Here is a 23,736-nt window from a genome sequence, read left to right on the forward strand (position 1 = left end):
CTCAGGCCTGGGCGCTGCTCGTCTCGACGTGGCGCAGGGTGAAGAAGGCCACCTCGGGGTAGGTGCCCCGGCGCAGGTAGGGCCCGCCGAAGCCGAAGCCCAGCCCCATGTTCACGTACAGCTGGTTGCCGCGCACGTGGTAGTGGCCCTGGATGTAGGGCTGGCCGGCGCGGCGGAAGAGGGCCTCGGTGAGGCCGCGCACCACGAACTGGCCGCCGTGCGTGTGCCCGGAGAACTGCACCAGGTTGCCGTTGGGCGGCAGCTTGTCGACGGTGGGCGGCGCGTGCGTGAGCACCAGGCGCGTGCCCGACTCGGGCGCGCCCCGGAACGTCGTCTCCACGTCGTCGCGGTGCGTGCGCCCATCGTCGATGCCCAGCACCGTCAACGGCGCCCCGCGCATGGGCACCACCCGGTGCTCGTTCTGCAACACCGTGTAGCCCAGGCGCTCGAAGCCCGTGCGCAGGTAGTGCGCGTCCACCCAGTGGTCATGGTTGCCCAGCACCACGAACACCGGGCTGGAGAAGCCGGCCAGCAGCTCGATGACGCGCGGCAGCGGCTTGGGGCTGTGCGTGACGTAGTCGCCCGTGAGGAACACCAGGTCCGGCGTGCGCGCGTTCACCTCGGCCACCGCCCGGCGGATGCGCACCGCCGACGTCGCCTGGCCCACGTGGATGTCCGACAGGTGCGCGATGCGCAGCCCATCGTGCTCCCGGTGCATCCCCGGCACGTGCAGCACGTTCTCCGACAGCGTGAAGTGGTCGCGCCACCGCAGCCGCGCGTCCGGCCGCAGGGGATCCGGTCCGATGGCCCTCAACTCGTTCCGCTTCATGTGGTTCCGGTGCGGCCCGGGCTCGTGGGCGGAGACCGCCTTGGCGGTCTGGGTGGCGGAACGGCGGCGGGCGAGTCTCAAGGCCATGAATTTCCTTCCGTCGGCGGGAACGGCTCGGATTGTAGAGGACACCGGCCACGGACGACGAGGCCGGGCCCCGAGTCCGCTTGTCCGGTCTCCAGCCGATGTCAGCGGGCGGAAGGTAAAGGCCGGGAGCTCTTCGAATATTCCGGGCCGCCGGCATCCCGCCCGGCGGCCCGGTGATGGAGCGGGCCTCAGTGGCCCCGGATGACCGTGAGCCCCTTGTTGGTGAGCACGTAGAGCATCGCCGGCTTCACGGTGGGGTCGTACATCAACTGCCTCACCACCGTTCCGTCCACGCCCTCGACGTGCGACAGGCCCTTCTGCCCGTCCATCCGCCACAGCCCGAAGCCCTCGGTGCCGATGAAGAGCGAGCCATCATCCGTGGCCGCCAGCGAGGTGAGCCGATCGGTGGGCAGCCCCGGGAGTTTGGTGCCATGGGCCTCGGAGCGGCGCGCGATGGTCATCTTCCACAGTCCGTAGTCCTTGCTCGCCACGTAGTAGAGCCCGTCCGTCGTCTGCTGGATGCCGCGCCAGAGGTCCATCTCCGGCTCGCTGTTGAGCCCCTGGAGGTAGGAGTTGAGCTTCTCCGGGTTGAGCGTCTGGCTGGTCTTGTCCCAGTCGGCCAGGAGCTCCGAGGGCGTCACCACGCCGAGGCTCCACTCATTGCCGATGAGCACGTCACCGTTCTGCGCGATGCCCAGCGCGTACGTGTAGCCGGCCATCTGCGACAGGCTGCCGTCCGGCTTGGGCTTGAACCACACCGGGTGCCGGTGGCTGTTGTAGACGGTGCCCTGGATGCGCGTCACGCCGTGGTTGGTGCCGATGTAGACCTGCCCGCGGTGCTTGCCGCGCATCACCTTGGTGCAGCTGAGCACCGAGCGGTCCTCGTCGAAGTGGTGGTCGTTCGTGTTGCGGATGCCGACGTCCTGCGGCCCGTTGCTGCGCGCCGAGCGGCTCAGATGCGTCTCCAGCGCCACGCTGCCATCCGGCTGTAGCTTCACCACGTCCAGGTCACCCTTCTGGTACTCCTGGTAGCGCACCGGATCGAAGCGCGTCGGGTCCGGATCGTCATAGGCGGGGAAGTTGCTGCCATCCGGGCTGTAGATGAAGGCGCTGTCCAGCTCGTACGTGTGGTAGCCCACGTACGCGCGGCCCGCGCTGCCACCGCAGATGACGGTGGAGCCGAGGGCCAGCTTGTCCGTCCCGAAGCCCGGCGCCGCCTGGCCCACGCCGCTCGTCCACCGCGGCGAGGTGTCCCCGGGCCGCAGCACGCCGATGCGGTCTCCGTCCAGCAGCCAGATGTTGTACGCGTCATCCACCGCCACCGCTCGCACGGTGCCGAGCCCGTAGCGGCTCGAGTAGTTCACCACCGGCTCGTCCGGCCAGGGCCCCGCCGTCACCACCGGATCCGTGGGACCGGGGTCCACGGGGTCCGGATCCGTGGGAACGGGCTCGACGGGGTCCGGGTCCGTGGGGACCGGCTGCTCGGAGACCGGAGGTTCCGTGTCCGGAGGCCGCGGGCCGACCTGCGGAGGCGGCTCCTCGTTCTGCGCCGGGTTCTCGTCCACTCCGGGGTTGCGCGGCTCCTCCGTCGTGTTGCCGCAACCCCACGCCACCATCGCTCCCACCGCCCACGCCCCCAACAGTCTGCGCATGACCTCTCCCGCCTCCTCGGGCCTCGTCTCCAGACGAGTCTCGAAACACTCCGGGTAGAGCAAGCGCCGTACCCGCGAGGGTGAGGCGCCGGGTGGGAACGCGCGTGCCTCGCGCGGTGCCACGGAGGGAAGCGGATTCCCCCTCGCGTTCCCCGCCATGCCAGGGATGGGGCGGAAAACGACCGGGCCCGCTCCCCGGCGAGGGAAACGGGCCCGGCGCGTGTCCTGGGTTGTTCCCTGGGGAGTGTCCCAGGCGTTGCCCTACTTGTTGCTCTTCTTGGCACCCTTGGGGCTCGTGGCCTTGAGCTCCACCGCGACGGGCTCCTCGCCCTCGAGCTGGAACTTCGCGCGCACCTGGGCGCCCTCGGGAATGTCCTTCACCGCGACCTTCTTGCCGTCCAGCATCACCTTCGTCTGGTCACGCACGTCCAGGTCCGCGTCGGGCAGGCCCTGGCGAGCGAGGGTGATCTCCTCCCCCGCCTCGCCCTTGAGGGTGCCCGTGACGGAGAAGGCCTTGTCCGTCTTGAAGGTGCCGTCCTCGTTCGTGTCGAGCCCCACCGCGGCGGCCGCTTCCTTCGCCTTGTCCTCGATGGCAGGACCGACCTCGGTGGCGTCCAGGCCCGTCTTGACGCGGGTGGTGTCGTTCTTCTGGTGCTGCTCCTGGGCCTGGGTGGTGTCCGTCTGCGCCAGGGCGGCCGTGCTCAGCGTGAGAACCAGTGCGGTCAGAAGCTTCTTCATGATGACCCCTCCATGTGTGTGGGATACCTGCCGCCAAACGGTGGTATCCCGAGGGGTGCGCGCCAACCCGGCGCTATTCCGGCCCGCGCAATGCCGTCCGGAGGGCAGGCAGGCGGGAAGGCGGAAGCTGTCACGGCGGGACGGGGGTGCCTAGCCGCACCGGTCACACAGGCCGCGCAGCTGGATGTCCACCGAGCGGGCGGCCACGGATTTGGGCGCTCCCTTGGTGGAGGTGAGGCGGACGGACTCGGAGGGCAGGCAGGCCACGGTGCCGCAGTCGGTGCACGTGAAGTGCGGGTGCGTGCCCTGGTGGGACTTCTCCTCGCGCTTGAGCTCGAAGCGCCAGACGTGGTCTCCCAGGTCCGCCCGCACCACCAGTCCGGCCTCGGTGAGGTCGGTGAGGTTGCGGTAGATGGTGACGCGGTCGTAGCCCTCTTCTCCCAGTGCATCCACCAGGTCGGCGTGGCTCAGCGGGGAGGTGGCGGACTCCAACTCGCGCAGCACGGCCACTCGCGGTGAAGTGCTGCGCAGTCCCGCGGAGCGCAAGCGGTCCTGGTAGTCGGTCAGCTTCGGCTGGGTTGCGTTCTTCCTGGCAGCCATCTTCCTCCGCATAACTCAACTTCTCGAAAGTTGCATCCCACTTGCTACGCATGCGGTGGCGACTCGTGCATTTTCAACGCAGCGGCGGCCGTTCCGGCCCGTGGGAGGACATCCGGGCGGTTGTGGCACACCGCGGCGAACCACCCGTCCCCAGGACGTACGGGAGAATCCATAGCGACCAGGAGTGATGGTGCAATGGAATTGTAGGTGAAAAACGGTTGCGCTGGACGCCCGGGATGAGGATGGCGGCCAGGCTGAGCACCGGAGTCCCGCCAGGCGCGGGGGCGGGGCGAGGAGCCCGTGCGTCAGGAGCCGTGGGAGCAGGCCTTCCCGTCCTCACACGCGGGCCCGTGGACATGGGCCCGGGGAAGCACGAGGAGGGGGACGGGCGCGTGCCCGTGCGTGCAGCCAGGACCGTGGACGTGGGCCCGGGGCGTCAGTACGAGGGATGGGCGGGCCCCGGGAGCGGGAGGCGCGTGCCCGGAGTTATGGCCGCACGCGGGCCCGTGCACGTGCAGCCCCGAGAGCTTGTCCCCGGTGGGCACGGCGCCCTCGCCGTGGTCCGCGCCGGGCAGCAACTGCGTGAGGAAGCCGCGCGGGCCCTGCCGCAGCAGCGAGGCGAGGAAGAGCGCTCCCAGCAGCACCAGGCTCGCCCACTCCAGCGGCCCCTCGTGCTCCGCGTGCCGCGGGAGGTGGGCGAGGCCCGTCCGCGCCGGGACGAGCGCGTTGAGGGCCAGGCCCAGGACGATGGAGGTGCCGGCCACCACCGCGCCGAAGGCGAGGGTCACCTTGCGCCCATGCAACCGGGACATCACCGCGAAGGTGGTGACGTTGGTGGCCGGGCCGGTGAGGAGGAAGGCGAGCGCGGCGCCCGGAGACAAGCCCTTGTGCAGCAGCACCGCCACCAGCGGCGTGGCCCCCGAGGCGCACACGAAGCTGGGCACGCCCAGCAGCGCGAAGAGGGGCACGTCCAGGCCCGGCGGCAGGCGCGAGAGCCACTCGGCCGCCAGCAGCGGCTCCACCAGGGCCGCCATGCCCACGCCCACGAGAATCCAGGGCGCCGTGTGGTCCACCGACTCGACGAGCCCCTCGCGCAGCCCGTGGGCCAGCCGCTCGCGCAAGGGCGGGGTGGGGCCCGGCGCCGGAGCGGCCATGGCGGTGGACTGGGAGGCCGGAATCAGCCGGCTCACGAGGAGGCCGGAGAGCACGGCCACGACGAAGGCCCCTCCCAGGCGGGCCAGGGTGAGGGGCCAGCCAATGAGTGGCATCGAGACGAGGAAGGCGCCCACGCCGATTTCCGGCGCGGCCACCAGGAAGGACAGCGCGGCGGCGATGGGGACGCCCTTGCGGATGAGGCCGCGGTACACGGGCAACACCCCGCAGGAGCACAGCGCCAGGGGCAGGCCCACCACGGTGCCGCGCAGGGACTGTGACAGCGAGGAGCCGCGCTTGAGCCAGGCCAGCGAGGCCTCGCCGAGGAAGGCCTGGAGGACACCGGTGAGGACATAGGCGGCCAGCAGCGCGGGCGCCGTCTCCAGGGACAGGTGGAGGAAGGTGGTGCCCGCGCCGAGCTCCCCGGGCTGCGCGCCCAGCACCGGGTGCGCATGTGAGACGAGCACCAGCAGCGCCACGGCCGTGACGGCCCCCAGCCCCGCGGCGAGCCGCTGCCCGGGCCCCTCGGCGCCGCCCACGCGTCCCCGGAAGAGGGCCGGGAGGAAGGCGCCCGCGGTGAAGGCCTGGACGAGGGCGGCCACCTGGAGCGGGCCCGGTTCCAGCACCCACCCACCCCAGCCCAGGCCCGCGCCTCCGACGAGCGCCACGGCCACCAGCAACGCGCTGGCCCCCAGCGAGCCCACCACCGGACGGACGAGCCACCACAGGCCCAGTCCCAGCGGCAACCGGTGCAGCACCACCGCGAGCATGGCGAGCGCTCCACTCCCGCTGCCGTGCAGGGACAGGGCTCGTCCCTCCAGCGCCGCGTGCGCCGCCAGCCCCACCACCGCCAGCACCGGCCCGCCCGTCGCGGGCAGCCGCCGCCCCAGCGTCAGCGCCAGGCCCAGTCCCACCCCCGCCGCCCCCAGCGCTCCCATCCCCGCCAGCGCCAGCCCGTGCGGGAGGATGTGCACCAGCACCATGCCGCCCAGCGCCACGAAGACGAGCCCCTCCAGCGCCGCGCTGGCCGTTCTCCTTCCCCTCACACACCACTCCACCAGCGGAGCCAGCACCCACGCCGCCAGACTCAGGGGAAGCGTCATCGGGGATTCCTCGTGATCCGGGACAGAGCCGGGAGATTATCCGTGTTTCGTTGTATCTGCAACACGGTGGCAATGGGCGTCCCCCTGAAGCCGCGGCCCCCAGGGCGGGCACTGGGCAGGCCGCCAGGGCCGGGGACGGGCTCAGTGGCTCCGGGCGAGCGGCACCGGGCAGCAGTCCCGACAGCGGCGGCGGTTGAGCCCGTGCGCCACCACCAGGACGGTGCCTCCCACCAGCGTCATCACCGTCTCGGCCACGCCCTCGGGGAGCACCGTCTGGGCGAGCCCCAGCAGCACCAGTCCCGCGGCGCCCAGGGCGAGCACGCGCCAGTCCCGGTGTTGGCGGAAGCCCGGCACGAAGCTGGCCACGCCGATGACGGCCGCCAGCGCCAGCACGCCGAGGTGGATGGGGGCTTCCTCCAGCGACTGGCTCAGCACCGCGGGCAGCGCGCCCAGCGCCAGCGGCAGCAGCACGCAGTGGGCCATGCACAGCACCGACAGCGCCTGGCCCCACGCATCCCAGCGTCCGGCCCGGAAGGCTCCCTCATCCACTCGTGCCAGCGTCTCGCGCGTCATGGGGCCGGTTCTTAGATGAGAGCTCGTGAGCCCGGCAACCAGGCATCTGAAGCATCCCAGGTGGATGTGTATCCGGGTTACAAAAGCAAAACAGGAAATCTTCTCCCGGGATTCGTGGGGAGGTCCGCATTCCCGAGCGGAAAAGCGCACGCCGCGCTGCGTGGAAGATGTTCGTCCCGTGAGGGTGTGGGTAGCTTCACTCCTGGTCCGGCCCGCTTGGGGGGGACCAGGAACGTCACATCACCTGAAGGGAAGAACGACCATGAGCCACGGTACCCACCACCACGCCTCGCACGAGCACCAGCACTCCAGCGGCTGCGGCCACAAGGCCGTGCAGCACGGTGACCACGTGGACTACCTGCACGAGGGCCACCTGCACCGCGAGGACGGCCAGCAGTACAACGAGTGCCGCATCGAGGCGACCGCGGCGAACCCCGCGCAGTGCACGCCGAAGCACGCCTGCGCCGACCACGCGAAGGACCACCAGCACGGAGCCCAGTGCGGCCACGAGGCGGTGCCGCACGGCGACCACGTGGACTACCTGGTGGGCGGCCACCTGCACCACCCGCACGGCACCCACTGCGACGACCACGGCCCCCTGCGCGTGGTGGCCTGAGCCGTCCCTTCCCGGGGGGCGGCCCCATCGCCGCCCCGGGGCCCGCCTGGGGAGGCCCTGGGGCCTGTCCTAAAAGCGCCGCATGTCCTAGCGTCCGGCTCGAGAGGAGGGCCCGGGGCGTCGCACGCTCCTGGCCCCAGCCAGCGGGAAGGGTGGGACGTGTTACGGGTGCTCGTACTCGAGGACGATGCGGACTTGCGGACCATCCTCTGCGAGCTGCTTTCGCTGTCCGGGGCCGAGGAGTGTGTACGCGCCGGCTCGCTGGAGGAGGTCAAGCACAAGCGTGTCGAGGCGCTCGGGTGCGGGCTGGCCCTGCTGGACATCAACCTCGGGGCCGGGGTGCCCAGCGGGCTGGATGCGTACCGCTGGTTGAAGGAGAATGGCTTCACCGGACGGACCGTCTTCCTCACCGGCCACGCCCGCTCCCATCCGCTGGTGCGCGAGGCCCTGGAGCTGACGAACGTCCAGGTGGTCCCCAAGCCCATCGAGTCGAAGGTCCTCCTGGCGCTGGTGAGGGGCGGTTCCCATGGGTCCGGAACGGCCTAGGCCGGGCGCGCTGGGCGTGGTGGAGGAGGAAATGCTGCGCCGGGGCTGGCGCGGCGTCTTCTTCGGCAACCTCCTGGTCGCCCTGACGGAGCTGGCCTACATCTTCATCGACTACCGGGTGTTCCTCGGCGCCCTCCTGCTGCCGGTCCTGCGCCTGCTGCATGTGCTCTGGGTGCTGGGGGTGCTGGGCGTCCTGTTCGCGCGCCGGAGCCGCCTCACCCCGCGGTTGATTCACGGTGGTTTCGCGGCGGCGACGGTGCCCTTCCTGCCCATCTTCGCCCTGGCCGAGTATTTCATGGCCGGCTCGGGGCTCATCTGGGTGCCCATGACGGGCCATCGGCTGGTGATGCTGGCCATGGGCGTGCTCGCTCCCACGGGCCTGTGGCTGGGAGGGGGGTTGATCGCCTCCTTCGCCCTGGAGGCGGCGGTGCTCTGGTTCGCGCTGGGGCTCGGCGGCCACCCGGGGGTGCGCTCTCCGTGGGAGCCCTGGGTCACCCTCGTCTACGGCGGCGTGGCGCTGGCCATCCTGGCCTACCGGGTGCGCAGCCAGAACATCGAGCTGAAGCTGCGGGAGGTGCGCGCGGAGGCCGAGGCCCTGGAGCGGCTGGCCCGGCTCTTCATCGCGGTGCGCGACGCCACCAACACCCCGTTGCAGACGCTGGAGCTGAGCATCGCCCTGCTGCGCCAGCGCAGCCCCGGGAGCGAGCCCACCATCGCCGCCATGGAGCGGGCGGTGCACCGCATCCGCTCCCTCACCCAGCGCCTGGGCAGCATGGATCCGCTGCTGGTGTGGCGCGAGGGCGACGAGTCCTTCGACGCCGATGCGATGTTGCGGCACCTGGAGGAGGATCTCGCGCGGGAGCTCGAGCGGCGGCGTCATTGAGCCGCCACTTGTCAACCCCGCCTGTCATCCCCACTTTCCTGCTCGGGGCCTACACGAAAGGACATCCGATGCCGGAGAAACAGACGCTCCAGCGCGCGCGTCAGGCGAAGCGCACGGGCAAGAAGCCCACCACGCAGGCCAGTGAGTTCGTCCGCGAGGAGATGCACCACATGAAGGAGGGCCGGCACGGGTCCGAGTCCCGCGAGCAGGCCATCGCCATCGGCCTCTCCAAGGCACGCCGGGCCGGAGTGGACCTGAAGCCTCCGGCTCCCGGCCAGGCCTCGCGCAAGACACGGCGGAGCGCCCGGAGCGCGCACCGTCTCGGCCAGGAGGAGGGCGAGCTGAGCGACAAGAAGAGCACCCGCCGCTCCACCACCGGGCGCAAGCGCACCACCGCCCGCGAGAGCACCCCGGCGCGCAAGCGCACCACCACCCGGGGAGCCAAGAAGACGGGGGGCCGCGCCGCCGCGGGCCGCACTGGCCGTGCGAAGACGGCCTCGGGCCGTGGCACCGCCCGCCGGGGCGCTTCCACGTCCCGGCGCCGCACCTCCTCTCGCACGAAGAAGTAGTCGCGTGCGCCTCGGCGGGTGAGCCCACGGGCCGGCCCTCCTTTTCCCGGAGCGCTGGTTCTGCTTTCGTGGCGCTCGCCCCCCCCCATCGGCCCGCTCTCCGCGACGCACGACGCCTCCCGCACCACCCGAGTCTCCCGTTCCGGGCGCACGCCTGGAGGCGCCGAGGGCCCCGGTGCCGGCCTGGGCGCTCGTCCTCGCCGTGGCGCTCGGGGTGCGTCTGGCGTACCTGCTCACCGCGCACGGCCCCGCCTTCGACGCGCCGTTGATCGACGCGGACTACTACGACTACCTGGGCATGCGGCTGGCGCGGGGCGAGGGTTTCGACCCGGGGCCCTTCTGGCAGCCGCCGCTCTACCCGCTGGTGTTGGGTGGCCTCTACGGGTTGGGGGGACACAGCCTGTGGTGGCCGCGTCTCTTCCAGGCCCTGCTCGGCGCCTTCACCGCCGCGCTCGCCTGTGGCGTGGCCCGGCGGCTCTCCGGCCGCGACGTGGTGGGGTGGAGCGCGGGCCTGCTCGTGGCGCTGCACGGGCCACTCGTCTTCTATGACGGGGAATTGCTGGCCACTTCCCTGGGCACCTTCCTGGGCACCGCGGCGCTGTGGCTGGCCGTGCGCGACTCTCCCCGCCCGGGCACCGCGCTGCTGTGCGGGGCGTGCATCGGCCTGGGGGCGCTCGCGGTGGCGCCACTGTTGCCGCTGGTGTTGCCGTTGGCCTGGGCGCTCTCTCGGGGACGTCCGCTGCGCGCCGTGCTGTGCGGGGTGGCCTGTGCCGCCGTGGTGTCGTGCGCCACGGCCGCCAACCGCGTGCGCTCGGGCGAGTGGGTGCTCATCTCCGCCAATGGCGGCATCAACCTGTGGCTGGGCAACAACGCGGACGTGGACGGGGCCATGGCCATCCGCCCCGGTGCCGCCTGGGAGACGCTCGTCAACGAGCCCTCGCGCTACGGCTTCCACTCGCCGGCCGCGCAGGACGCGTGGTTCCGCCGGAAGGCGCTGGACTGGTGCCGCTCGCACCCGCGCGAGTGCGTGGGCAACCTGCTGTGGAAGACGCGGTTGCTGCTGGTGGGGCGCGAGCTGCCTCGCAACGAGGACCTCTACGTCGTCCGCGCGCAGTCGCCCGTGCTGTGGGCGCTCACCGCGCGGCCCGGGGGCGTCGCGTTGCCCTACGCGCTGCTGTGGCCGCTCGCGGCGGCGGGGGCCGTGGCGCTCTGGCGCCAGTGGCGGGCGAAGGAGGACATGCGCGCGGCGCTCACCGTGGTGGGGGCCGCGTTGATGCTCGCCGCTCCGTCCGTGCTCTTCTTCGTCTCCGGCCGCTACCGCGCACCCCTCGCCCCGGCGCTGTGCGTGCTCGCGGCGCTGGGGCTGCATGCGCTGGTGTCGCGAGCCTCCGCGCGAGGGGTGCCTGGAGGGGTGGCCCTGGCCGTGCTGCTGGTGTCCGTGTGGCCGGTGCGGCTGGCGGTGGACGCCGTCGACTTCGAGGCCGAGCTGCACTACGCGGTGGGCGGCCGTCACGCCCGGTTGGGAAATGACGCGGCCGCGGTGGAGGCATGGCGGCACGCGGTGGAGCTCGAGCCGGACTACCTCGAGGCGGGGTACAACCTGGGCCTCGCCCTGGAGCGGCTGGGCCGGACGGGTGAGGCCGCGCGGGCGTATGAGTCATTGTTGCGCTGGTACCCGCGCGAGGCCCTGTTGCGAGAGCGGCTGGGCCTCTTGCGAGGCACCGCACGGGACGGCGGGCCCTGAGCGCCTGGCGGGGCGTTTCTCGGGGTGGACCCGCCGTCCCCCCTCACCAGCTTCATTCGTGAAGGCAGGGCATGCATCGCCCCCGGGGGCGTGAACGAGCGGGGAGGGGCTCGTCCGCCTGCCCCCCCATGTTCCGCTGAACGATGGGTTCTCCCCGGCCGCGTCCCTAGCTTGCCTGGAAGACGCACGCAGGAGGCGGATGATGCTGTGTGAGAACTGCCGGGCGAGACCCGCGGTGGTGTTCTTCAAGCAGCAGTCGGACGAGGGCCGGGAGGGTTCCCTGAGCCTCTGCAACCACTGCGCGAGCGCCATGAACATGGCGCCGGGGTCCATGCCCTTCGGCTCGCTGGAGAGCCTGATGGCGCAGATGATGGGTCCTCGCGCGAGGCGGGAGAACATCCTGTCCCAGCTCTCGGAGCTGGCGCAGCAGGTGTTGGAGCACGCGGCGCGGCTGACGCTGGAGTGGGGCAACGAGCGCATCCGCATCGAGCACTTGTTGCTGGCGCTCATCCATAAGGTGCCGGACATCCGCGTGGCGTTGGAGATGGAGGGGACGGACGTGGCCGAGTACGAGGCCCGGCTGGAGCATGTGATGGAGCGGCGGCCACCCCGCCGGGCCGAGGGGGTGGGGCTGTCCTCGGGGATGAAGCGCGTGCTGCAGCTCGCCCGGCTCCAGGCGGCGCAGATGGGGCATACCTTCATCGGTCCCGAGCACCTGCTGCTGGCCATCATGGCCGAGGGGGAGAGCTTCGCCGCCCAGTTCCTCTCCGACATCGACGCGGACGAGCTGCGGCAGTTGCTGAAGGCGCCCGCGGTGCCGGCCACCTCCGGAAGCGGGCGGGGGACGGAATCGCTTCCACCGAATCTCACCCGCTTCACGCGCGACCTCACCGCGCTGGCGAAGGCGGGCGAGTTGGATCCCATCATCGGCCGTGAGAGGGAAATCGCCCGCTGCATCCGCATCCTCAGCCGCAAGACGAAGAACAACCCGGTGCTCATCGGCGAGCCGGGCGTGGGCAAGACGGCCATCGCCGAGGGCCTGGCCCAGCGGATCATCTCGGGCGACGTGCCCGATGTGCTCAAGGACAAGAAGGTGCTCTCGCTGGACCTGGCGAGCGTCATCGGCGGCTCGAAGTTCCGCGGTGAGTTCGAGGAGCGCTTCAAGGGATTGATGGAGGAGATCCGCGGCCTCAAGGGCAGGGTCATCCTGTTCATCGACGAGGTGCACACCATCGTCGGGGCCGGCGCGGGCGAGGGCTCGATGGACGCGGCCAACATGCTCAAGCCGTCGCTGGCGCGGGGCGAGCTCCAGTGTCTGGGCGCCACCACGCTGGACGAGCACCGCAAGCACATCGAGAAGGACGCCGCCCTGGAGCGCCGCTTCCAGCCGGTGATGGTGGCCGAGCCCACCCCCGAGCAGGCGATGGACATCCTCCGGGGGCTGCGTGACTCGTACGAGGCCCACCACCGGGTGAAGATCACCGACGCCGCGCTCACCGCCGCGGTGGAGCTCTCCGACAAGTACATCAGCGACCGCTTCCTGCCGGACAAGGCGATCGATCTGCTCGACGAGGCGGCGGCGATGGTGCGGCTGGGGGCGCACACGGAGCCAGGCCGGATGAAGGTGCTGGAGGAGCGGTTGGCGCAGAAGGAGAAGGACAAGGAGGCCGCGGTGGCGGGCGAGCGCTACGAGGAGGCCTCGCGGCTGAAGGGGGAGCTCGAGGCGCTGCGCGCGGAGGTGGACGGGCTGCGCACGCAGTGGCAGCAGGCCCGGGGTCTGGCCGAGCCCATCGTCGCGACGGAGGCGATCGCCACGGTGGTGAGTGAGTGGACGGGGATTCCGGCGAAGAAGCTGCAGCAGGAGGAGTCGCAGCGGCTGCTGGAGATGGAGCAGTCGTTGCGCCAGCGGGTGGTGGGCCAGGAGGAGGCGTTGCGCGCCATCTCCGAGGCGGTGCGCCGGGCGCGGGCGGGGCTGAAGGATCCAGGGCGGCCCATCGGCTCGTTCATCTTCCTGGGGCCCACGGGGGTGGGGAAGACGGAGACGGCGCGCGCGCTCGCCGACTACCTCTTCAACGACGAGAGCGCGATGCTGCGCTTCGACATGTCCGAGTACATGGAGCGGCACACGGTGAGCCGGCTCGTCGGTGCGCCTCCGGGCTACGTGGGCTACGAGGAGGCCGGCCGCCTCACCGAGTCCGTGCGGCGGCGGCCGTACTCGGTGCTCCTCTTCGATGAAATCGAGAAGGCCCACCCGGATGTGTTCAACTTGCTGTTGCAGATATTGGACGACGGGCGGCTCACGGACTCGAAGGGGCGCACGGTGGACTTCAAGAACACCGTCATCATCATGACGTCCAACCTCGGGGCCGAGCAGTTGGGGTTGCGCAAGGGAGCGCTGGGATTCCAGCGGCCCCTGGAGGGCAGCGTGAACGGAGAGGACGAGCGCGTGGCCTCGGTGGTGATGGACGCGCTGCGCCAGCACTTCCGGCCGGAGTTCCTCAACCGCATCGATGAGATCATCGTCTTCCACGCGCTCGATCGGGAGCAGCTCAACCGCATCGTGGATTCGATGTTGGCGTCCACCCGGCGGAAGTTGCACGGGCAGAACATCCTGTTGGAGGTGCGGGACGCGGCGAAGGACGAGCTGGCACGGCGCGGGTTCGACCCGAAGTTCGGTGCCCGGCCGCTGCGGCGGGTCATCCAGCGCGACTTGGAGACGGAGCTCAGCCGGATGCTGCTGCGAGGGACCGTGCACGAAGGGGACCGGGTGGTCGTGGACTTCGTGGACGGACGGTTCACCTTCGGTGTCGAGGGACGTGGCGCCGGGAAGGAAGCGCCGGTGCATTGAACTGTCTAAAGAGCGCTCACAATCTCCCCTCTCCCCTCGGGAGAGGGACGGGGTGAGGGTATCTCGTGGACCCGGGTTCGCATCCACACGGGTTCAACCCGAGGACCCCGATACCCTCACCCTGACCCTCTCCCGGAGGGCGAGGGGAGGGATGCTCAGGCGTGGACCTCTTCCCGCGGTCCACCGCGAGGCTGCTCATCCCTCGTCAGTACGGCTCTCCGCGTGGCCTCTCGCTTGCGCGCGCGCACGCTCAGCCCCACCGAGATACCAAGACACGTCACGATGATGGCCACCGACACCAGCGGGGCCACATGGACCCACTCGGACAGGATCATCTTCAATCCGGCGAAGGCGAGCACCGCCGCCAGTCCCCAATGCAGGTAGCGCAGCTCGTGCACCGTCTTGGCCAGCGCGATGTACAGCGCGCGCAGTCCGAGAATGGCGAAGACATTGGACGTGTAGACGACGAACAGGTTGTGACTCACGGACAGCGCCGCGGGCACCGAGTCGATGGCGAAGGCCACGTCCGACAGCTCGATGGCGATCAGCGCGATGAGGAGGGGAGTGGCCTGCCACCTGCCGTCCACGTGCTTGAAGAACTGCTTGCCCTCGTACTCCGAGGTCACGGGCATGCGCTTCTCCAGCCAGGACACCACCGTGTTGTTGCCCGTGGACTCCTCGGAGGGATGGCGGCGCGCCACGCGCCAGGCCGCGACGAGCAGGATGGCGCCGAAGATGTAGACCACCCAGTGCCAGCGGGTGATGGCCTCCAGGCCCAGGAAGATGAACAGGCCGCGGAACACCAGGGCGCCGAAGATGCCCCAGAAGAGCACCCGGCGTTGTTTGTTCTCCGGCACGCTCAGGCTGGCGAAGATGACGAGGAAGACGAACAGGTTGTCCAGGCTGAGGCTCTTCTCGATGAGGTAGGCCCCCAGGTACTCCTGGGCGTTGTTGCTTCCGTGCCTCGCCCAGACGAACAGGCCGAAGGCCAGGCCCACGGCGATCCACACGGCACTCCAGAGATAGGCCGCCTTCTTCGTCTCCCCCCGCTTCGACCGGTGGGCCAGCAGGTCGACGAGGATCATCGCCACCACGATGACCCCGAAGACGCCCCACTCCCAGGGGGAGATGCGATCCGGATTCATCGGGAGGCCTCCGATGGATGAGCCATGCACACCTCCCGGCCACCCGCACGGGGCCGTGTGGGGAAGCTGACAATGCAGGGTCCCATCAACAACCAGGGGGGCTGCCGTTTCGTCATCCCGTGTGCGCTTGCGGCGCGTGGAGGCCGCACACCGTGCGACGAGCATGGCGCCTGCCCGTCCGCCCTCTCTACAGTCCCGCCGCCGCTTTCATGCCCACCGCCAGCTTCCGCGCCACGACAATCCTCCCCCCGCACAGGGGCTCGACCCGGAGCACCGCATGGATGGAGTCGCAACGCCGCCGTACCAGTCCTGGTTGGAGTCCTTCGCGGCCGCTCGGGGCGCCATGGCCGGCACCATCCACGTGCGGCGGGGCGAGGTGCTGGAGCTGGTGGCCGCGCTGAACATCCCGCCGCCGGTGGTGGACGCCGTGCGCACGGTGCCTCGTGGCAAGGGGATGGCGGGGCTCGCCCTGTCCACCCGTGAGCCGGTGCAGACCTGCAACCTCCAGACGGACGAGAGTGGCCGCGTCCAGCCCGGGGCCCGCAGGGTGCCCGTGCGCGCCTCGGTGGCCCTGCCGGTGCTCGACGCGGCCGGGGAGGTGCGCGCCGTGGTGGGCATCGCCTTCCTCCACGAGGGAGACCTCCCCGCCGAGATGACGCGCGCCCTGATGGCCGCCGTGGCCGAACTTCCACCCGGCGGCCCGTGACACCCGCTTGTTAGCGGCGTGGAGCCTCGGGCAGCGCCGGCTCGAGCGCCACCGGCTCCAGCGTCTCCGCCAGCTTCAGCCCCATCACCTGCGAGTAGAAGGCCAGCTCGGCCTCCAGCGCCTTCTTCGTGTCGGTGGTGATGCGCGGGCCGTGCGGCTCGCCGTCCACGGGCAGCATCGCCGTCGCCACCCCGTTGGCGCGCAGCTTGCGCATCATCTCCTCCGTCTCCCGCTGCGACGTCTGCCCATCCAGCCTCGCCTGGATGAAGAGCACCGGGCTTCGCTTGATGTTGTCCAGGTGCAGGCTCGGCGAGCGGTCCTGCAAGAGCTGCCTCGACTCCGGCTGCGGCCCCAACACCTGGTCCATGTAGTGCGCCTCGAACTTCTCCGCGTGCTCCACCAGCGACTCCAGGTTGTTCACGGCGCTGACGCTCGTGCCGCAGCGCAGGATGTCCCGGAAGGCCAGCAGCGACAGCGTGGTGTACCCACCCGTGCCGCCGCCTCGCGCCACCAGCCGCCGCGCGTCCACCTTGCCCTCCTGCACCAGCCGCAGCGCGGCGTTGGCGCAGTCATCCACGTCCATCACGCCCCAGTTGCCATACAGCGACAGCCGGTACTCGCGCCCGTAGCCCGTGCTGCCCCGGTAGTTCACGTCCACCACCGCGAAGCCCCGGCTGGTGAAGTACTGGATGGTCCAGTCCAGCGTCGTCGACGCCGAGGCCGTGGGGCCTCCGTGGTTCATGATGAGCAGCGGCGGCTTCTCGCCCGCTGGCGCCGTGTGCTCCGGGTTCGTGGGCGGGTAGTACCAGGCGTGGGCCTCGCCCAGCTCCGTGGTGGGGAAGTGCAGCGGCTCGCAGCGCGACAGGTACGGCACCAGCTCCTCGGGCACCCGCGTGGGCGTCTTGAGCACCTGCGGCTTGCCCGACTCCATGTCCAGCCGCACCACGCTCGCCGGCTGCTCCGGCCCTCCGCCCACGAAGTACGCCGTGGCAAGACCTCCACGCACCTGCGACACGTCCGTGAACGGCGTGGCCATCTCCGCGAACTGGCCCAGCACCACGTCCAGCCGCCCCAGCTTCCACTGGCCCTGCTCGTTGAAGGCACACACCACGTGCCGCGGCGAGATGAAGGCATACGTGGACATGCCCAACTGCCACTGCGCCGTGCCGAACTCCGCCTCGCGCTCCAGCACCGGCACCACGCTGCGCCCCTGCAACCGGTACAGGTTCCACCAGTTGTTCCGGTCGCTCACGAAGTACAGCTCGCCCTGCGGGCTCCACTCGGGCTGGAAGATGGACTCGGTGGTGCCGCCGGCCACCAGCCTCGGGTGGTGCGGCACGCCCAGCTCGTCCATGTCCGCCACCCACAGCTCGCAGCCATCCCACGGCATGCACGGGTAGTCCCACGCCAGCCACGCCATGCGCCGCCCATTGGGGCTCAGCGTGGGCGAGGAGTAGAAGTCCCTCCCCTCCGCCAGCACCGTCTGCCTCTGTCCGTCCAGGTCCACCGCCACCAGCGCGGCCTTCGGGTGCCCGTCCTTCAGGTTGCGCCAGTCCTCGCGCACGCACACCACCCGGTTGCGCGTCCGGTCCATGACCAGGTCCCCGAAGCGGTGCTTGCCGCCCGTGTCCTGCGTCAGCGGCACCGGCGTGCGGCCCGGATTCACCCGGTACAGCCGCTGATCCACGTGCAGCCCGGTGCTCGCGTGGTTGACGAAGATGACCAGCCCCTCGGACACCGCGAACGAGCCGCCGCCATGGCCGTACACCAGGCTGTGCGAGCTGTAGGCCACCCGGCCCTCTCCCGCCGGTGGCAGCACGTCCGTGAGCGTTCCATCCACCGAGCGCCGGACGATGGCGTGCCGTCCCCGCTCGCTGGGGCGCACCTCCAGCCAGTACACGTCATCGCCATCCACGGCCACCTCGCCCAGCGCCAACGTCTGGGTGGCGATCATGTCGGCGGTGATGGGGGACTTCCATGAGCCGTAGGGAGCCTCCCGACTTGCGAGCGTCATGAGCAGGCCTTTCCTTGGGTTTGCGTGAGGAGAGCGGCCCTGTTTCTACCACCCTGGCACGACGTGCCGTGCCGGGGGGGCGGAGCCGTTTTCGTGGGGAAGTGTCGCATTTCGCGCACCCGGCGTCGATCACCCGCCCCTCCCTCGCCTGGCCGCCCGGGTCAGAAAGTTCCGCCCAGACCCACCAGCGTGCCGCGCGAGGAGAACGCCAGCACGGGCTGGAGGCGGGGGCGCGCGGAGGCCACGGCGGGGGAGTGAGGGCCGGGCGCCGGGGAGCGCTGTGAGAGCTCGTAGCCCACGATGGCGCCGAGCACGGCGCCAGGGAGGGTGAAGTAGAGCCCGAGGTCACCCCTCCCGGCCGCCAGCCCCGCGACCAGGCCCAGCACGATGCCCGAGCCCATTCCCGCCAGGGCACCGAGCAGCTTTCCGTCTCCACCGGCCACTTCGCCGCCCCACCAGACTCCCGTGGTGACGCCGAGGCCCGCGCCCAGGATCAGCCCGATGGCGGCCGAATCCAAGCAGCCGAGGAAGCCGCTCCTGTTACCGACGAGCCCCGCCTCGCACAGACCACCACCGGCCAGAAGGCCGAGGAACCCACCTCCGGTGCCCGTCAGCAGGCTGGCTCCCGTCTCCACCAGGATGCGCAGGGCGCGGTGAGGGCGGGGGTCCTCCTTCTCGGCCTGGGCCCAGTCGTCCTCGCGCAGCCGCAGGGGCGCACGCGCGTCCGTGCCGGGCAGGCCGGAGGAGGCCATGCGTGGCTCGGAGAGTGGCTCGGAATGGGCGGAGTGCCGCGCCAGGGGCTCGAGGGCGGACTCCGGGGCGGCGAGGCCCACGCCAGGGGCGAGCAGGAGGAGCAACAGCAGGGGAATCCGGGAGGGTGCGGACAGGACGTCATTCATGTCCGTGGCATCGTGCAACAGCGGGGCCGTCATCCCACCCCGAGCGGGGCGGGGCCCGCGCACCTCGGGGCCTGTGCAACCCGGGATACACGGTGTGCACGGGGTGAGCTTCGTGCCCTCAGGGCGTGGGGCGCACGTTGTCGCGAATCCACTGGAGGTACGGCGCGTGGCCCTCCGGCACGTCCAGCCGCAGCACCTCCGGGCACTGGTAGGGGTGCAGTCGCACCACGCGCTCGCGCAGGGCCTCGAAGTGCGAGGCGCGCGTCTTGAGGATGAGCAGCGCCTCCGGCTCATCGTGCACCTTGCCCTCCCACCGGTAGATGGAGCGCAGGCCGGGCACCACGTTGCCGCAGGCCGCCAGGCCCTCTTCCACCAGGGCGCGGGCGAGCTCCGCCGCCTTGTCGGCCGTGGGCGCGGTCACCATGACGAGGATGGCATCGGTCATGGGTGCACTCATACCTGGAGCTGGCGGGCTCGGGTGGTAGACGTCTACCACCCGGGTGTGTGGGCGTGTTGAAAGGTGCTCCTTCAGTGGTAGACGTCTACCACTGGGGTGGGTGGGAAGCCCGGCCCGTGCCGCCCGGGTATGCTCAGGCGGAGGCCTCCACGGGAAGGAGGGTCATGCTGGAGGCGCGCTCATGACGACGCCGTCGAAGAAGGGCCCGGGCCCGAAGTCCTCGGGGCGGCCCGGCAAGGGTCCGCCCCTGCCCATTTCCGGCGAGTCCTTCCAGCTCGTGCCCCACGGGGCGGCGTTGGCCGTCGTCAAGGTCTCACCCGGCAAGCGCCAGGACTCCTCTGGCGACGTGCTCACCCGGGCCCAGCTCGAGCAGTGGCTGTGGAACGACTCCATCCCCACGGTGCCTGCCTCGGCGCTCTCGGGTTACCTCGCCAGCCTTCATCCGCTGCCCGCCTTCGAGCGGCATGCCCCGGGCCCCTTCTCCTCCAATCCGGGCACCAGCGCGCTCTCGCGCGGCGACTGGCGCGGCGGCCTCGGCGAGCTCTCGGCCCGGCACGCGGGGATGCTTTCCCAGCAGGACCTCAATGCCGTGCGCTACAACCATCCCATCTTCGATCTGCGCGACCCCCGGGGCCGCCTGGGTTCGGTGAAGACGAGCGTGCGCGCGGCGGACACGCGCGCGGACCCGTTCGAGACGTACCTGAGCGGGCTGCGGGACATTGTCGGCCTGCGGCCTGGTACCTGGGAGAGGGCGCGCGCGGCCTTGTACCCGCAACTGCCGGCGGCCGAGGGCCGGGCGCTGATGCTGCGCAATGGCCACCTGCTGGTGAACGAGGACCATGTGGAGCCGTTCCGGGCCGTGCTGCGCGACCCGGCCACCTACCGCAGGCAGGCCTACCGGGAGGTGGCGGACAAGCTGCTGGAGATGGAGCCGGTGCGCATTGGCGGCACGGTGTACCGGGCCTATCAGAACCTGGAGAACACGCGCCTTGGCACGGCGACTCGCCCCGAGGTGCGCCGGCAGGCGGAGGCCGCGCTCTCGGCGGTGAGGGAGAAGCTGGCCAGCCGGGTGCAGGGCAATGGCCTCACCAGTCCCCATCTGGTCCAACTGGAGCGCTTCCGGCGGCAGGTGGCCACCGCCAACCCGCACATGACGCCCGCGCAAATCGAGCGCTGGGTCTTCCCGGAGTTGCTCCTGGTGGCGCGCCATGGGGGCGGGGTGCGCGGGAACGCCGTGGCCGCGGGTATCACGGGCGGGCGTGGCTCGGCGGGGGGGCGCCGTGGTTTCCATGGTGTGTGAAGCCGGTTACCTTTTTTATGAACCCCTGGCGGACCCAGTCCCGCCAGTCTTGAAGGCTGGCGCCGCGGGAGGGGCGTCTGGTCTGGTGGGTGGTGCTACCCAGAATCTCGTCATGGCGAACGCGGGCAGTGCTGTATCGCGCAAACTCGTCGGTCAGGGGGCGGGTGTCCGACTGGCGACAGGGGCGGGCCGTGCAGTCGGTGGCTTCGCGGGAGGCGCACTGGCTGCACCGGTCTTCACGATGACCTCGCTCGCACTCGACGATGAGGAGCACAGTCGCACGGACTACGTCGCGACAGGGACACGCGCCTTCGTCTCTGGCGGCCTCGGTTCCGCTGTCGCCGCGGGGACCGTGGGAGCCATCGGGGGCTCGGAAGTTCCCCTGCTGGGAAATGCCGTGGGGTTCATCATCGGCTTCGGTGGGTACTTTCTCGTGGACGCGTTGACCGGTGAGCAGGTGGAGCGGGGCGTTCGCAATCATCTGGAGGGTCCATCGAGCGGTGGACGTTGAGAGGAGGGTGCGCATGTGAGGAAGACTGCCGTGAAGAAACCCATCCCTCTCTGGTTGATTGGGTTGGGGGTATGGATCGTGACCTTGGGGGTCGTCTCGGCTCGCTGGCTCGACCTGAGCATCCGCCAGGAGCTTTCAGGCCCCATCAACTGGCCCGGTCTGGCGTTGATTGCGATGGGGCCCGCCGGATTGGTCATGATGATCGTCCAGCGCATCCGTGCGGAGCCGACGCCCGAGGAGCGGGCGGCGTTCTGGGCCATCTTCCATGCGGAACCGGGCACCATCGGCGCGGTGGTGGTGACGCGCAAGGGAGTGCCCGAGGTGATTGCCACCGTGCGCAGCACCGAGGAGTACCTGAAGCTGGCGGGCTCGGGCCAACTGCCCGCAGACCACCGCGTCTACCTGCCCGACGACATCCTCTGAGGACCGTGCGCTTGAGTGGGTGCTGAGTTGGGCGCTGGCTACGGGAACGTGATGCCGTCGAAGAACTCCGCCGTGCCGCCGTCCTCGCGCCACAGCTTCAGGGTGAAGGTGCCGCGCGCCGCCTCCTCCGTCATCTCCACCTCCACCATGAGTCTGCCTTCCTTCCCTGGAACAACAGGCTCCAGCGGCCCCCATCCCAGCACCTTCCACTCCTCCCCCTTGGCGCCCACCAGCACCGCTCCGGCGGGCGTCCAGGGAGTGCTCCCGAGGTTGCGCAACCGCTGCTCCACGGCCAGCCGCACCACCTTTTGTCTCCCCTCCATGCGTGGGGTGTCCGCGCGGTAACCGCGCGCCCTCATGGATTCGAGCGTATTGCCCGGACGCGAGATGACATTCTTCGCGATGTCCTTGCTGACGATGCCTCCCTCTCCGAGGAGCCCCTGGGCGTGCAGGCCCAGCAGGCCCCGCTGCCCGCCGCACTCCGCCTCCAGGCGCGCCTTGTCCTCCTCGCACTGCCGCGCTCGTGCCCGCGCCTGCCGCTCGCCTTCCCGGTAGGACGCGAGCGGGCGCGGCTGACGCGTCACCTGCACCAACCGTGCGGCCTCGGAGGGATGCACCACGAGGAGGAAGCGCACGCCCGCCGGGTCCATGCCCTCCTGGAAGGTGACGCGCACCGGCACGTGCTCCCCCTGCGTGAAGACGCCCGTGGGCACCAGGGCGAGCCCCGTCTCGTCCGCCATCACCCGGAAGCGCTCCCGTCCGGGCAACTCCACATGCGCCAGCTTCGCGTCGAAGAAGAAGTGGGTGGGCAGTCCCGGGTGGATGCACACCGAGAGCGCCTCGCCGGGTGTGTCCGTGGTCAACGCCAGGTGATGCGTGCCCGTTTCACAGGCGGGCGGTGCGGAGGGCGCGAAGGCTTTCATGGGAGCGGCAAGCAACACGAGCCGCACCAGGGTGGCGGAGGAGAGCACGGGCATGGGGTGGGCACCTCATGAGGACGAGACCAGAGGAGTGGGGCTCTACCACACCTCCTGCCCGGTCGTGTCCGTCCCACCTTCGGGACGCCCCTACGGGAAGCGGTCCACCACCCGCACCCCTGCGACGGGAGCCACCATCATCTTCCCCGGCCCGCTGCCGGGCTCCAGCTCCATGCCGACGTCGTCACTGCTATCCATCAACTCGAGGCACACCGGGTACACCACACCCAGGGGCGTGCGCGCCTCGGTGATGCGGCCGAACACCCGCCCCTCGTGGACGTAAAGCCTCCCCGAGAGCCGGGTCTGGTCTGGCAATGCCACCTTGTCGCCCCTCAGCGTCCACGCATCCCTGTTCGTTTCCCAATCGCCGCCCACGAACAGCGGCGTGTCTTCGTGTACCTGCACGGGCCTGCCGCGCACCCTGCTCCAGTCCACGCTCTTTATCTCCCCCAGGTGCAGGCCGAGCGTGGCCGTCATGGTCTCCACGGCCCCGGCGGGACACGCCTGGGGCGGCGGCGCCGGGCGCTCGGGTGGCACCTGCTGCGGCGCACCCATGCAGGCCTGGAGGGCCGCGCCCGTGAGGCCCAGGCACGCGGTGCGCACGGCGGCCTTGCGGCGCTTGGGAGCGGTTTCTAGAAGGGAGCCGGGTGTCGTCTGGGGTTGCTGCGTCATGGGGGCACTGTCCTTTCGGGGCGCCTCGGCGGGAGGCGCGGCCACGGCCCGCACAGGTTCCGGCGCATGCCCTCCGGGTGCCACTTCCTGGCGGGAGCCGAGCCACCACGCCCCCAGCGCCACGGCCAACCCCACCCCCACCGCCGCCGCCACCCGGCCCCCGCGCCTCCACGGTTTCCTCCGGGGCCGCGGCCCGGGGCGCGGCACCTGTGTCCAGTCCACGTCCGTCCGGGCCCGCAGCTCCTCCAGTGCCGCGCACAACTCCACGGCGCCCGGGTAGCGCGCTTCCGGTGTCTTGGCCAGCAGCCGCAGGCACACCGCCTCCACCGCCCGCGGCACCCGCGGGTTGACCAGGTGCGGTGGCAGCGGCTCCCGGTGCAGCACCGCCTCCACGTCCTCGCCTCCATGCTCCGCCGGCAGGAAGGGGAAGCGGCCCGTGAGCGAGCGGTAGAGCACCACCCCCAGCGCGTACAGGTCATCTCCCCGCCCGGCCCGGTAGTGGGCGCCCGGCTCGCCCGCGTGCGCGCGGCCATAGGCCCACGCCTCCGGCGCCCGGTAGGGCAGCGTGCCCGGGGGAAACAGGCCCTTCGTCAGCGTGGGGCAGGCCGGGTGCCAGGCCACTCCGAAGTCCACCAGCACCGCTTCACCCGTCTTCTGGCGCACCAGGATGTTCGCCTCCTTCACGTCCCGAC

At 70.8% G+C, this 23,736-nt stretch carries 22 protein-coding genes; 10 read left to right on the forward strand and 12 right to left on the reverse strand.

The genetic code is table 11. The features are described from left to right. Position 1: 1 nt before the first annotated feature. The 6 genes from Q664_RS43885 to Q664_RS43910 form a co-directional block, all read right to left on the reverse strand. Positions 2-916, reverse strand: a complete 915-nt coding sequence (locus Q664_RS43885; protein WP_043410813.1) for a metallophosphoesterase — start codon at positions 914-916, stop codon at positions 2-4. Positions 917-1,104: 188 nt separating this feature from the next. Beyond that, complete coding sequence (locus Q664_RS43890) at positions 1,105-2,568, reverse strand: hypothetical protein (RefSeq protein WP_052519444.1); 1,464 nt, start codon at positions 2,566-2,568, stop codon at positions 1,105-1,107. A gap of 261 nt (positions 2,569-2,829) precedes the next feature. Next, on the reverse strand, positions 2,830-3,306 hold the full coding sequence (locus tag Q664_RS43895) for a hypothetical protein (protein WP_043410817.1): 477 nt from the start codon (positions 3,304-3,306) through the stop codon (positions 2,830-2,832). Positions 3,307-3,456: 150 nt separating this feature from the next. Then, the gene (locus tag Q664_RS43900) at positions 3,457-3,906 is read right to left on the reverse strand and encodes a Fur family transcriptional regulator (RefSeq protein ID WP_043410867.1); all 450 of its coding nucleotides are present in this window, start codon (positions 3,904-3,906) and stop codon (positions 3,457-3,459) included. A gap of 305 nt (positions 3,907-4,211) precedes the next feature. Then, positions 4,212-6,161 carry a permease gene (locus tag Q664_RS43905; protein ID WP_043410820.1) on the reverse strand — a complete coding sequence of 650 codons (1,950 nt, stop codon included), beginning with the start codon at positions 6,159-6,161 and terminating at the stop codon, positions 4,212-4,214. Between the two features lie 141 nt (positions 6,162-6,302). Further along, positions 6,303-6,734, reverse strand: coding sequence for a MerC domain-containing protein (locus Q664_RS43910; RefSeq protein WP_043410822.1), 432 nt, complete (start codon positions 6,732-6,734; stop codon positions 6,303-6,305). 262 nt (positions 6,735-6,996) lie between these two features. Between Q664_RS43910 and Q664_RS43915 the strand changes: the two genes are divergently transcribed. From Q664_RS43915 to Q664_RS43940, 6 genes are all read left to right on the forward strand, one after another. Further along, a complete protein-coding gene (locus Q664_RS43915; protein ID WP_043410824.1) occupies positions 6,997-7,350 on the forward strand; it encodes a hypothetical protein in 354 nt (117 codons plus the stop codon). 168 nt (positions 7,351-7,518) lie between these two features. Further along, on the forward strand, positions 7,519-7,896 hold the full coding sequence (locus Q664_RS43920) for a response regulator (RefSeq protein ID WP_235217109.1): 378 nt from the start codon (positions 7,519-7,521) through the stop codon (positions 7,894-7,896). Continuing rightward, the gene (locus tag Q664_RS43925; RefSeq protein WP_235217110.1) at positions 7,877-8,779 is read left to right on the forward strand and encodes an ATP-binding protein; all 903 of its coding nucleotides are present in this window, start codon (positions 7,877-7,879) and stop codon (positions 8,777-8,779) included. Before Q664_RS43920 ends, Q664_RS43925 begins: the two co-directional genes overlap by 20 nt. 68 nt (positions 8,780-8,847) lie before the next feature. Then, a complete protein-coding gene (locus Q664_RS43930) occupies positions 8,848-9,348 on the forward strand; it encodes a DUF6496 domain-containing protein (protein WP_043410829.1) in 501 nt (166 codons plus the stop codon). A 175-nt stretch (positions 9,349-9,523) separates the two neighbouring features. Further along, positions 9,524-11,092, forward strand: coding sequence for a glycosyltransferase family 39 protein (locus Q664_RS43935; protein ID WP_235217111.1), 1,569 nt, complete (start codon positions 9,524-9,526; stop codon positions 11,090-11,092). A gap of 199 nt (positions 11,093-11,291) precedes the next feature. Then, positions 11,292-13,940, forward strand: a complete 2,649-nt coding sequence (locus Q664_RS43940) for an ATP-dependent Clp protease ATP-binding subunit (RefSeq protein WP_235217112.1) — start codon at positions 11,292-11,294, stop codon at positions 13,938-13,940. Between the two features lie 155 nt (positions 13,941-14,095). On the opposite strand, the gene Q664_RS43945 is transcribed toward Q664_RS43940, so the two are convergent. Beyond that, positions 14,096-15,085: a TerC/Alx family metal homeostasis membrane protein gene (locus Q664_RS43945; RefSeq protein ID WP_063934868.1), complete on the reverse strand. Its 990-nt coding sequence runs from the start codon at positions 15,083-15,085 to the stop codon at positions 14,096-14,098. Positions 15,086-15,362: 277 nt separating this feature from the next. On the opposite strand from Q664_RS43945, the gene Q664_RS43950 reads away from it, so the two are divergent. Continuing rightward, the gene (locus Q664_RS43950) at positions 15,363-15,791 is read left to right on the forward strand and encodes a GAF domain-containing protein (protein ID WP_052519445.1); all 429 of its coding nucleotides are present in this window, start codon (positions 15,363-15,365) and stop codon (positions 15,789-15,791) included. A 10-nt stretch (positions 15,792-15,801) separates the two neighbouring features. On the opposite strand, the gene Q664_RS43955 is transcribed toward Q664_RS43950, so the two are convergent. The 3 genes from Q664_RS43955 to cutA all read right to left on the reverse strand — a co-directional run bounded on the left by Q664_RS43955 (position 15,802) and on the right by cutA (position 19,149). Next, positions 15,802-17,805 carry a S9 family peptidase gene (locus Q664_RS43955; RefSeq protein WP_043410832.1) on the reverse strand — a complete coding sequence of 668 codons (2,004 nt, stop codon included), beginning with the start codon at positions 17,803-17,805 and terminating at the stop codon, positions 15,802-15,804. Positions 17,806-17,966: 161 nt separating this feature from the next. Next, complete coding sequence (locus Q664_RS43960) at positions 17,967-18,704, reverse strand: hypothetical protein (protein WP_152622683.1); 738 nt, start codon at positions 18,702-18,704, stop codon at positions 17,967-17,969. A gap of 118 nt (positions 18,705-18,822) precedes the next feature. Continuing rightward, entirely contained in the window at positions 18,823-19,149 is a 327-nt protein-coding gene (cutA, locus tag Q664_RS43965) for a divalent-cation tolerance protein CutA (RefSeq protein ID WP_043410837.1), read from the reverse strand. A 193-nt stretch (positions 19,150-19,342) separates the two neighbouring features. Here cutA and Q664_RS43970 point away from each other — a divergent pair, with 193 nt between their 5' ends. The 3 genes from Q664_RS43970 to Q664_RS43980 all read left to right on the forward strand — a co-directional run bounded on the left by Q664_RS43970 (position 19,343) and on the right by Q664_RS43980 (position 21,395). After that, the gene (locus Q664_RS43970; RefSeq protein WP_043410839.1) at positions 19,343-20,461 is read left to right on the forward strand and encodes a hypothetical protein; all 1,119 of its coding nucleotides are present in this window, start codon (positions 19,343-19,345) and stop codon (positions 20,459-20,461) included. Positions 20,462-20,702: 241 nt separating this feature from the next. Continuing rightward, entirely contained in the window at positions 20,703-20,972 is a 270-nt protein-coding gene (locus tag Q664_RS43975) for a hypothetical protein (RefSeq protein WP_043410841.1), read from the forward strand. 30 nt (positions 20,973-21,002) lie between these two features. Beyond that, positions 21,003-21,395, forward strand: coding sequence for a hypothetical protein (locus Q664_RS43980; RefSeq protein ID WP_152622685.1), 393 nt, complete (start codon positions 21,003-21,005; stop codon positions 21,393-21,395). A gap of 38 nt (positions 21,396-21,433) precedes the next feature. Here Q664_RS43980 and Q664_RS43985 read toward each other — a convergent pair whose 3' ends face one another. Both Q664_RS43985 and Q664_RS43990 read right to left on the reverse strand, forming a co-directional pair. Continuing rightward, positions 21,434-22,372: a DUF2381 family protein gene (locus tag Q664_RS43985; protein ID WP_043410846.1), complete on the reverse strand. Its 939-nt coding sequence runs from the start codon at positions 22,370-22,372 to the stop codon at positions 21,434-21,436. A gap of 90 nt (positions 22,373-22,462) precedes the next feature. Further along, positions 22,463-23,736: serine/threonine protein kinase (locus tag Q664_RS43990; RefSeq protein ID WP_369406348.1), on the reverse strand; the 1,274-nt coding region annotated here is incomplete at its 5' end.

The sequence above is a fragment of the Archangium violaceum Cb vi76 genome, from assembly GCF_000733295.1.
Lineage (GTDB): Bacteria > Myxococcota > Myxococcia > Myxococcales > Myxococcaceae > Archangium > Archangium violaceum.

What these genes read in the sequence shown, in the direction of transcription:
- Q664_RS43950 (WP_052519445.1), top strand. Translation starts at nt 15,363, where the DNA reads ATGGATGGAGTCGCAACGCCGCCGTACCAGTCCTGGTTGGAGTCCTTC.
- Q664_RS43985 (WP_043410846.1), bottom strand. Translation starts at nt 22,372, where the DNA reads ATGCCCGTGCTCTCCTCCGCCACCCTGGTGCGGCTCGTGTTGCTTGCC.
- Q664_RS43895 (WP_043410817.1), bottom strand. Translation starts at nt 3,306, where the DNA reads ATGAAGAAGCTTCTGACCGCACTGGTTCTCACGCTGAGCACGGCCGCC.
- Q664_RS43975 (WP_043410841.1), top strand. Translation starts at nt 20,703, where the DNA reads ATGACCTCGCTCGCACTCGACGATGAGGAGCACAGTCGCACGGACTAC.
- Q664_RS43910 (WP_043410822.1), bottom strand. Translation starts at nt 6,734, where the DNA reads ATGACGCGCGAGACGCTGGCACGAGTGGATGAGGGAGCCTTCCGGGCC.
- Q664_RS43925 (WP_235217110.1), top strand. Translation starts at nt 7,877, where the DNA reads ATGGGTCCGGAACGGCCTAGGCCGGGCGCGCTGGGCGTGGTGGAGGAG.
- Q664_RS43945 (WP_063934868.1), bottom strand. Translation starts at nt 15,085, where the DNA reads ATGAATCCGGATCGCATCTCCCCCTGGGAGTGGGGCGTCTTCGGGGTC.
- Q664_RS43900 (WP_043410867.1), bottom strand. Translation starts at nt 3,906, where the DNA reads ATGGCTGCCAGGAAGAACGCAACCCAGCCGAAGCTGACCGACTACCAG.
- Q664_RS43915 (WP_043410824.1), top strand. Translation starts at nt 6,997, where the DNA reads ATGAGCCACGGTACCCACCACCACGCCTCGCACGAGCACCAGCACTCC.
- Q664_RS43890 (WP_052519444.1), bottom strand. Translation starts at nt 2,568, where the DNA reads ATGCGCAGACTGTTGGGGGCGTGGGCGGTGGGAGCGATGGTGGCGTGG.
- Q664_RS43940 (WP_235217112.1), top strand. Translation starts at nt 11,292, where the DNA reads ATGATGCTGTGTGAGAACTGCCGGGCGAGACCCGCGGTGGTGTTCTTC.
- Q664_RS43970 (WP_043410839.1), top strand. Translation starts at nt 19,343, where the DNA reads ATGACGACGCCGTCGAAGAAGGGCCCGGGCCCGAAGTCCTCGGGGCGG.
- cutA (WP_043410837.1), bottom strand. Translation starts at nt 19,149, where the DNA reads ATGACCGATGCCATCCTCGTCATGGTGACCGCGCCCACGGCCGACAAG.
- Q664_RS43955 (WP_043410832.1), bottom strand. Translation starts at nt 17,805, where the DNA reads ATGACGCTCGCAAGTCGGGAGGCTCCCTACGGCTCATGGAAGTCCCCC.
- Q664_RS43885 (WP_043410813.1), bottom strand. Translation starts at nt 916, where the DNA reads ATGGCCTTGAGACTCGCCCGCCGCCGTTCCGCCACCCAGACCGCCAAG.
- Q664_RS43960 (WP_152622683.1), bottom strand. Translation starts at nt 18,704, where the DNA reads ATGAATGACGTCCTGTCCGCACCCTCCCGGATTCCCCTGCTGTTGCTC.
- Q664_RS43930 (WP_043410829.1), top strand. Translation starts at nt 8,848, where the DNA reads ATGCCGGAGAAACAGACGCTCCAGCGCGCGCGTCAGGCGAAGCGCACG.
- Q664_RS43905 (WP_043410820.1), bottom strand. Translation starts at nt 6,161, where the DNA reads ATGACGCTTCCCCTGAGTCTGGCGGCGTGGGTGCTGGCTCCGCTGGTG.